This window comes from Lyngbya confervoides BDU141951 (genome assembly GCF_000817775.3).
Classification (GTDB): Bacteria; Cyanobacteriota; Cyanobacteriia; order Thermosynechococcales; family Thermosynechococcaceae; genus Lyngbya; species Lyngbya confervoides.
This window is the reverse complement of record NZ_JTHE03000027.1, coordinates 58179-65679: the sequence shown is the minus strand read 5'-3', so window position 1 is coordinate 65679 and position 7501 is coordinate 58179. Positions and strand designations below refer to the sequence as shown.

Below are 7501 nucleotides of genomic sequence, written 5' to 3'. Positions count from 1 at the left end.
TTGAGATATAATGATTCAAAGCGTATCCGCGCAAATGAACCTTGAAAATCAAATATATCCAATGTTTCAGAGGACTGGGGTCTCAAAACCGCCCAAGCCCTTTCAGGGATTGAAACGCTCCTGTGCGCTGTGCTCCCGCTTGAGCATCTGGTCTCAAAACCGCCCAAGCCCTTTCAGGGATTGAAACTTTACTATCTCTTTGCCTTGATTAGGAGGCTCTGTCTCAAAACCGCCCAAGCCCTTTCAGGGATTGAAACTATCAGGAAGCCTCGGCCCATGCACGGAGCCACAAGTCTCAAAACCGCCCAAGCCCTTTCAGGGATTGAAACAGGGTGGCTTTTCCGTAACCCTGTCCTACGTGGAGTCTCAAAACCGCCCAAGCCCTTTCAGGGATTGAAACAAGATGGGGACGCAAGGCAGTTAAGGCCCTTATTTTGGTGGGCGCAGGTCTCAAAACCGCCCAAGCCCTTTCAGGGATTGAAACCGTTCTAGGCTTCACCTGTGAGGAACAGAATAGGTCTCAAAACCGCCCAAGCCCTTTCAGGGATTGAAACATCGAATACATACATGAGGGTCACTACTATGTTATGTCTCAAAACCGCCCAAGCCCTTTCAGGGATTGAAACCAAAGTTCCTAAAAGACAGAGGAACTGCCCAATCTTAGGTCTCAAAACCGCCCAAGCCCTTTCAGGGATTGAAACTAGTTTAACCTGCTCTAGCTTTTGGAAGTTAGCCAGTCTCAAAACCGCCCAAGCCCTTTCAGGGATTGAAACTAAATTCTTGGAGAAAAATAAGGGGGGCAAACCAAGTCTCAAAACCGCCCAAGCCCTTTCAGGGATTGAAACCCGTTTCTTCAGGTGCTCCAAGCTAAAAAGCTGGAGTCTCAAAACCGCCCAAGCCCTTTCAGGGATTGAAACCTTAATCAAGGGCTTCATCTTGCGTAGCTTTGGGGTCTCAAAACCGCCCAAGCCCTTTCAGGGATTGAAACATGCCGGGAAGCAATAGCAACCAGGTTGTTGCAAGGTCTCAAAACCGCCCAAGCCCTTTCAGGGATTGAAACATAACCGCGTTCGTGCCACTCACCCCAGGGATCGTGGTCTCAAAACCGCCCAAGCCCTTTCAGGGATTGAAACTGGTTGCAGCGAACTACAGCCCCAGCGCTGGGAATCGGCAGGGGTCTCAAAACCGCCCAAGCCCTTTCAGGGATTGAAACTCAAGCTGGCGCTGATTGGTGGGCAGTGAGTTACAAGTCTCAAAACCGCCCAAGCCCTTTCAGGGATTGAAACCAAGCGGCCATCACGGAGGACGGAAGGGTGTGGGTCTCAAAACCGCCCAAGCCCTTTCAGGGATTGAAACCGAATGAACGCGCTTATGCGAGAGGTCTACCCTGCGTCTCAAAACCGCCCAAGCCCTTTCAGGGATTGAAACAACCGCGCAACAGCAAAGCCGCCCAGACGGTATCTAGTCTCAAAACCGCCCAAGCCCTTTCAGGGATTGAAACTTCTTGGATCCCAGTTGGACTCCTCTCCATTCCCCGTCTCAAAACCGCCCAAGCCCTTTCAGGGATTGAAACGTGGGGGATGCGGCCTACCCCTGGTTCAACCCCAGTCTCAAAACCGCCCAAGCCCTTTCAGGGATTGAAACTTGTGGATTGGACTACTGCCCTCGCTCTCCCGCATTGTCTCAAAACCGCCCAAGCCCTTTCAGGGATTGAAACGCGCTACTGACAACTGCAACAGGTTGCAGCGTGTGTCTCAAAACTGCCCAAGCCCTTTCAGGGGCTGAACGGCCCATTAGCGAAGTAGGATCTTATGCCGCTTTGGTGATGTGAAACCGCGATCGCCCTCAGTACCGGATAACAAGCTGAATGGGCTCTTATGCAAATTTAGTGAAAGCGCTATCCATTAGGCTCATCTTTCTCCATTCACAAAGCGAGTCCTGAAACGCCTGCTTTTAGAAGCCGATAGGGATTACTGTTGGGATGATGCAGGCGATTTATGATACTAGATAGCGACGTACAGAGAGGGTCTATGGATTAAGGGATTTAGTATTACTGGCGAGTACACTCAACTAGTCAATTTCAATCATGTTTCTAACTTGCTCTTGAGTGGCAGATCCCTCCAGAATATTCTCAAAGACATGATTTAGTGGTAGATCTAAATTTGCTTGTCTTGACAGAATGGGTGTCTCTGCCAAACGTTGACACAACTTTTTAGAATCAAGATACTCCTGAGATTCTTTATTCACAAACTGAGGATCACGTTCGCGAAACGTCAACATATAAATTAGCGAAATTAAGGCGTCCTTAAGATAGGATGTATTACGGTTATCCTTTGCATTTAATGACAAACAGTAATGAAGGAGTAGGGTATAGTTCTCTTGATAGGTTTTGGAAGATATGAAACTATATATATCTGCATACCATAGTAGAAGACGAGCATATCCCCAAATATATTCATTTGTTTCAAAGAAGTGCTTATTTCGATATTTTGTATGCATTCTAAAAAGTTTAAAAAATAGCTCTTGGCGATGTCTTGTGCAGGCCACTTTGGCAGCCGCAAGAATCTTCTGATCCCAAGCAATTGAATTTTTTCTGGGACGGGATAAAGTCTCGCTACAAAATAAAAAATCCAGGTCGATATCTTGAGTTAAGGCATAACCCCCACCTAAGATATAGATAAAAGTAGAATAAGCCTGCTTCAGGGATGGAATTGAGCTAGGACCGACCAGAGAATTTAAAGTTTTTATCTTGGTTTCTAGTTGATTATAGGCATGTATAACGGGAGACAAATCCTGGTTCTTGTCAAATACTAAGATGAAAAATTTATTATTGTTAGGCCGGAAGCAATTTGTCCAAGCCGATTTAAGATTGATTATTGTTTGCTCAATCTCTGGGGTGGAAATAGACGATTGTTGTATGTTGTTGGCACAGGCTATAAATCTATTGAATTGACTTGCAAGATCAGGGTGAATCAGCCTTTGTATTGCCTCAGCAGATTTTCGTTTGCGAAATTCACTAATTTGACAGCTTGGAATAAAGGTTAATGAATCCGATACTTCAAGTGATAAAGATCGATCAACCAGGCTAGATTTGAGAATTCGATTTTGACTATCTAGGACCTCTAACTTTGGGGAAAACCCAGGCTGAAATCTAAAGCGAATTCTAACATCGAGGACAGAATTTTCCTGGTAAAAACGATTTTCGATTAAATAAGCTTGCTCTTTATTCGTTTGACTATCTATAAATATGGCATCATTGATCTGGAAGGGCAATTCAACTTTGGAAAATTTCAAAGGGAAGGTTTCAGTTGACAGCCCATCACTTTTATACTGACCATATATAGTTACTTCTTTCTCTCCCTCGTAGCATACTTTTTGAGGAAGCATGATCTCTGATATTTGACCCGCACGTTTTACGAAAAAGCTAATCTTGTCTAACTGATGCCCGTACAATGGAAATTTTTCATCGCATCTCTGTTTCCATATTTCGGAAAAAATGCTAGATTTAGTGTCTACAATAAATAGTGAATTATCGCATTGTTCCTGAATTTTTTCATTAATTCCAGGCAGTCGAGTATAATGACTGATTAAAATGAACTTATACTCTGTATGATCTTTGGTGATTTGTCTCAACCTTGAGATCGGCAAGTGTTTGATGACCACTTCTTCCAGTAACTCAATTGATAAATTGTATTGATAAAATCGATGATTAGCTTCGATAATTAGAGGAATAGATTTCTGAAATCCAAAATCGATGCTCTGAAATAGGTTGATTTTTTGGAGGTAGCACTGAACGAACCTACTCTGAGAAGAACTGAGCCCAAGATCAATAACTATTCTGTCAGATATTTCCTTACAAATATCGTCATATATTTTTTCATGGGATTGTTCTAAACTCAAGGATTTATATTGATCGAGCAGGCGAGTATCAACAATAGGAATAGGAAAAGGAGCATTCAATGCTTTTTCAAACGAGAGTGGTATTACACAAGCTGGTGTAAAGCAATCTAGATCATAGAGTATGAGCCTCGTCGAAGTCGAAACAATAGATTGAAGCTGATGAGCATAATTCCAATATCGATAGACGTTGGCATAAAGATATTGAGATTGAATTGCTAGTGACTTCAAGGCTAGGGAATTGACCTCTCTCACAATAAATGTTTGATCAACGGATTGATCAAGCTTCATACCAATATGTTGAAAGTTCTGTGATATGTCTACTTGGCGCGGACCTAAGGAAACAGGCTGAGCGTGGGTCAAAGCTGGGGACGGTAAATACGGTGCAGATACGTGGCGACTACAGAAATCATGGTAGGCTAAGGGCAATGAATTCTTGAGCGGAATAAAAGATCTGGGATCTTCTCCATACAGATGAGCATATTGGCAACATTGAAGATATGACTCAAGATTAATAAATATAGTCATTATTTTTAGTCTTTGTTAATGTAGATCCTGAACTTTTGAAATGATTGTACTTATTTCTGAAATATCAGTAGTTTTATAGGTAAGATCTATTAATGAATTTTTACCAAAAGCGAAGTCTTGAGATCCAATGTATGCGATTTCTCTACCAATGATTATAATTTTGGCATGGAGATTATTGATTTTTTTTGCTCGAAATTTACACTGATTATATTGTCCGTAGAACAGGCGCGTCTGTTGGTCACTCAGTAGGTTAAACTGAGTAGGAGTAGGGTTAAAATTGCGGGTGTAAATCCTAATCTTTTTTCCTGATAGCTTTCTTAGTGATTTATCTAAATCTTTTCGAAAAGTATGCTGATCTAGAAATTGAGGATGATGGGGTGATGGGGTGATTTCCCCTCGAAAGCTTGTTATTTGAAAACCTTGAGGTGCAGGCTGCGCTTTAGCAGTTGTATGACTCGACCATAAATGTTGAAAGTACTTAATCAAAAATTCGTGTTCCGGCGTATTGTGCCATAGCATTCCGGCTTCACCATTTCGCTCTAAACTTCCTCCAGTTAGGTTGCAAGATCCCAGATAAGCTGATTTTTCGCTAAGGTAAGTCTTAAGATGCACGTTTCCACTTCTAAAACCTATGCATTCTCGATTGAGGATCCTTAAGCATCTCTTTTTTTTAAGATCTGAATTGATATAGTCTGAATCTGTCAATTCATCTATAGTTCCATCTACTCGATCTTGTACATTATTATTAAAGTCAGTTAGGATCCAAACAGGAATCTGTTGTGATTTCTGAGTAATCTGCTCTATAATCTCGGGATCCTCGAGTCGATAGCTGCATATCATGAGAAATTTTTGTGCATTTTTGATTACATCCTGTAAGATATTTCTATGAATACCACGACCAATCTGTATATCTGTACTAGGACGAATATGTTCTGCAGGGGCTAAATTTGCAATAATTTCTTCATATCCTAGAATTGTAGGATATTGAACTTGGTACTCACACAATGGCCTTTCTAGGGAGTTTGAAAGACTTGGGGATTCCTCTTGATTCTTTATTTGATTAATATCCTGTCGTAAGTTAGAAGGAAGATCACTCACTGAGAGCCATGCGGTACAGTTATTGGGAAGATCAATGGGAAATTCCTCAAGGTTGAGGCTGCGTAGTGCAAGACGAAGCACTTTTTCTGGATGCTTATGAAATAATTCCTCTAGATTACGGATTGCTTCCAGTCGGTAAGTTCGTACTGGTGTACCAAGGTTTTCTTCTAGTAATAATTGATAATTTCCTTCCTGACGATCGCTTATAAATATAGGGATCTGGGGATCATCTGGAACAAGATCAATAACAAAATTATTCCATTCATTTGGGATGAATCGATAGCTGAATTTTCGAGAAACTGGCCCACCCGAATCTTTTATGAGAGGACGTAATAAATAATCTGTCATCAATAAGGCTTCATCCGAATAATGCCTCATTAAATGCGTTAATGAATCCATAGACAAAAAATTTAGCCCAAAGGATTGATGTACGCTTGATAAGCAATACCGCCGGTTATCACTGGCAATTTGATGAAGGTCTCTTAGTAAACTTTTAAGGGACGTTTTCTGGAGTATATCTCCACTGTTTGTAAAACGCTCATAGTAACCTGTTATGTCTAAACTGATTTTCATTTCTTAGTCCTCGAGAATCTCAATATTTCTTACGTAATGGAATTTAGAGGAGATTTGTTTAAACAATTTTTGGAAGTGATTCCTATTTCCAATGACAGTTATGTACTCTCTGGCTCTAGTGAAAATTATTCGTAAATCACCATAATTAAATGGGCTTTGATTATGAGAATCACAAGCGTAAATTAGGGAGTGGAACTCTCGTCCGACTATGTCTTCAAAATTAGAGAAAACTAGGTCAGATAATTTAGGGAACTGTGCTTTTAACTGATCAGATAGTTGATTTGAATTGGTAAGTATGCAGAGATTTTCTACCTTATTGTCTTCGATATTTTGATATAGAGCTTGAATAAGGTTTTCTGATGACTTGACATCTATCCACTGTAAACGGCAATAAATCTGTTCTAATACATTACGACTCGATAGCAAAGGAGTATAGGGAATGGGCTGGGATGGATATAGCGCAGGAAATATATGATTAGCCAGATTGGGATGAAGTCGATGATTTTCAGTAATTATGATCCGATAAGCAGGAAGTAAGTTGTGAAAAAAGTGATCTAGTAAGCCGTTCGATTTTGTTAACTCTCCCATTATTACAAGTTTGTGGGCATGGATCGCAACTTTCTTCAATTGCCTCTCAGGTAGGTGATGACCATCTTCGATGATAACCAGATCAAAGCTACGATTTTCAATGACTTTTAGGTTATTGATGTGGCAGAGAGTAAGCGGTTGTATATGAGTAATCACTTCATCCACAATTTGTTCGATTGCTCGTTCGCTTAGGCTTGTGTAGTCTTGGAATAAATGCTCTTGTTGTTCTAGTAGTCGATAGGATTTCCTCAACCGATGCATTAGCAAATCCCGTCGTTTTTCATGAATGTTCGGGAAAATATTCTGTATTTCTAGCCTTAATCTCTCAATTTTATCGTCTTGCTCTTCTGGTGTCAGCAAACCCAACCAAAATTGACGGGATTTTCTGATCTGCAGTTCTTTGAAAAGTAGATCTTCAAGCCAGTGGAGTGGGACAAAATCTAACTGTGTGGTTTGAAGCTGTTGCCTGACCCATGTTCGCACATTCTGACGATAGTCCTGGGCATTATTCAGTTCTAGAAACGGAACAGGCAGTTGTTTATAGCGATGAAAGGTGCTGCTAAATGGAGAAACCACCAATGTTGATCGCTGGTGAGCGATCGCTGTCTGCAGTGCATCCATTGCAATCTCGGTTTTACCGCTTCCTGGTAGTCCTGCGATTGCAACAACCGGTGCATTGGATAAGGCAAGCTCTAAAGCCTCTCGCTGTGTTTTTCTAAATGGAAAGATACTTTTTGAGGCTGGGAGATTCAAATCTGAGCGTTCTCGAATCACCTGGTACGGTCTTTCCAATATACTGTGAAGTGCGGTAAGGGCC

3 protein-coding genes and 1 CRISPR repeat array are annotated in these 7501 nt (G+C 41.3%); all 3 genes read right to left on the bottom strand.

Annotation, left to right across the window (positions count from 1 at the left end; translation table 11 throughout):
• Positions 1 to 79: 79 nt before the first annotated feature.
• Positions 80 to 1788: direct repeats of the CRISPR family, unit length 37 nt; unit sequence GTCTCAAAACCGCCCAAGCCCTTTCAGGGATTGAAAC.
• 282 nt (positions 1789 to 2070) lie between these two features.
• Positions 2071 to 4188 (bottom strand): hypothetical protein, encoded by a 2118-nt coding sequence (locus QQ91_RS04180; protein WP_166280393.1) that lies wholly within the window; start codon positions 4186 to 4188, stop codon positions 2071 to 2073.
• A gap of 252 nt (positions 4189 to 4440) precedes the next feature.
• Positions 4441 to 6096, bottom strand: a complete 1656-nt coding sequence (locus QQ91_RS04175; protein WP_166280391.1) for a phospholipase D-like domain-containing protein — start codon at positions 6094 to 6096, stop codon at positions 4441 to 4443.
• Between the two features lie 3 nt (positions 6097 to 6099).
• Positions 6100 to 7458 carry a DEAD/DEAH box helicase family protein gene (locus tag QQ91_RS04170; protein WP_250833253.1) on the bottom strand — a complete coding sequence of 453 codons (1359 nt, stop codon included), beginning with the start codon at positions 7456 to 7458 and terminating at the stop codon, positions 6100 to 6102.
• Positions 7459 to 7501 lie beyond the last annotated feature (43 nt).

Excerpts from the sequence above, each read along its gene's own strand:
- QQ91_RS04180 (WP_166280393.1), bottom strand. The coding sequence starts at position 4,188 with ATGAAGCTTGATCAATCCGTTGATCAAACATTTATTGTGAGAGAGGTC.
- QQ91_RS04175 (WP_166280391.1), bottom strand. The coding sequence starts at position 6,096 with ATGAAAATCAGTTTAGACATAACAGGTTACTATGAGCGTTTTACAAAC.